Source organism: Saccharopolyspora hirsuta (assembly GCF_008630535.1).
In the GTDB taxonomy this organism is placed as follows: Bacteria; Actinomycetota; Actinomycetes; order Mycobacteriales; family Pseudonocardiaceae; genus Saccharopolyspora; species Saccharopolyspora hirsuta.
In genome coordinates this window covers 1-836 of sequence record NZ_VWPH01000043.1, presented here as the reverse complement: position 1 = coordinate 836, position 836 = coordinate 1, and the positions used below count along the sequence as shown (strand labels likewise).

Annotated in this window: 1 protein-coding gene; it reads left to right on the top strand. The window is 64.5% G+C overall.

From position 1 onward, the window contains the following. Positions 1-117: 117 nt before the first annotated feature. The coding region (locus F1721_RS34235; RefSeq protein WP_170301713.1) for a hemolysin family protein at positions 118-836 on the top strand (719 nt) is incomplete at its 3' end.

Sequence of the window (836 nt, the reverse complement as noted above, 5' to 3'; positions counted from 1 at the left end):
TCGAGGAGTGACGGCTTCAGTGCCTGCGGCACCATCCCCTGATGGGGGAAGTACCGGGCCGGGGTGTTTTCCCGGCGTTTTTGAGTTGGTGTGCGGTCGCCGGTGGGGTGGCCGGTGATGGATGTTGTGTGGGCCGTTTTGGGCCTGGTTTTTGTGGGTGTGCTCACGTTGGGCACGGGGTTGGCTGTTGCGGCTGAGTTCTCGTTGACCTCGTTGGAGCGCAGCACTGTTGATGCGCATGTGAATGCGGTTGGTGACAAGCGTGCGAGGGCGGTGCAGCGGGCTCATCGGACGTTGTCGTTTCAGTTGTCGGGTGCGCAGGTCGCGATCACGTTGACGACGCTGGTGACCGGGTATGTGGCGGAGCCGTTGATCGGTGAGCTGATTCGTCCGGTGTTGTTGGTGGTGGGGTTGCCGGCTGCTGGGGCTGGGGCGGTGTCGTTGACGTTGGCGATCTTGTTGGCGACGACGTTGTCGATGGTGTTCGGGGAGATGGTGCCGAAGAATCTGGCGATCGCGCGGCCGTTGCCGACGGCGCGGGCGGTGTCGGGGTATCACGGCCGGTTCTCGCGGGTGTTCCGGTGGTTGATCGATTCGATGAACAACAGCGCGAACTGGGTGGTGCGGCGGTTCGGTGTGGAGCCGCAGGAGGAGTTGCGGTCGGCGCGGTCTCCGGAGGAGCTGGGGTCGATCGTGCGGTCCAGTGCTGAGCACGGGACGTTGGATGAGTCCACGGCGGAGTTGATGGACCGGTCGTTGCGGTTCGGTGAGCGCACCGCTGAGGAGCTCATGACGCCGCGGGTGCGGGTGGAGTCGCTGCAGGTCGGTGACAGTGT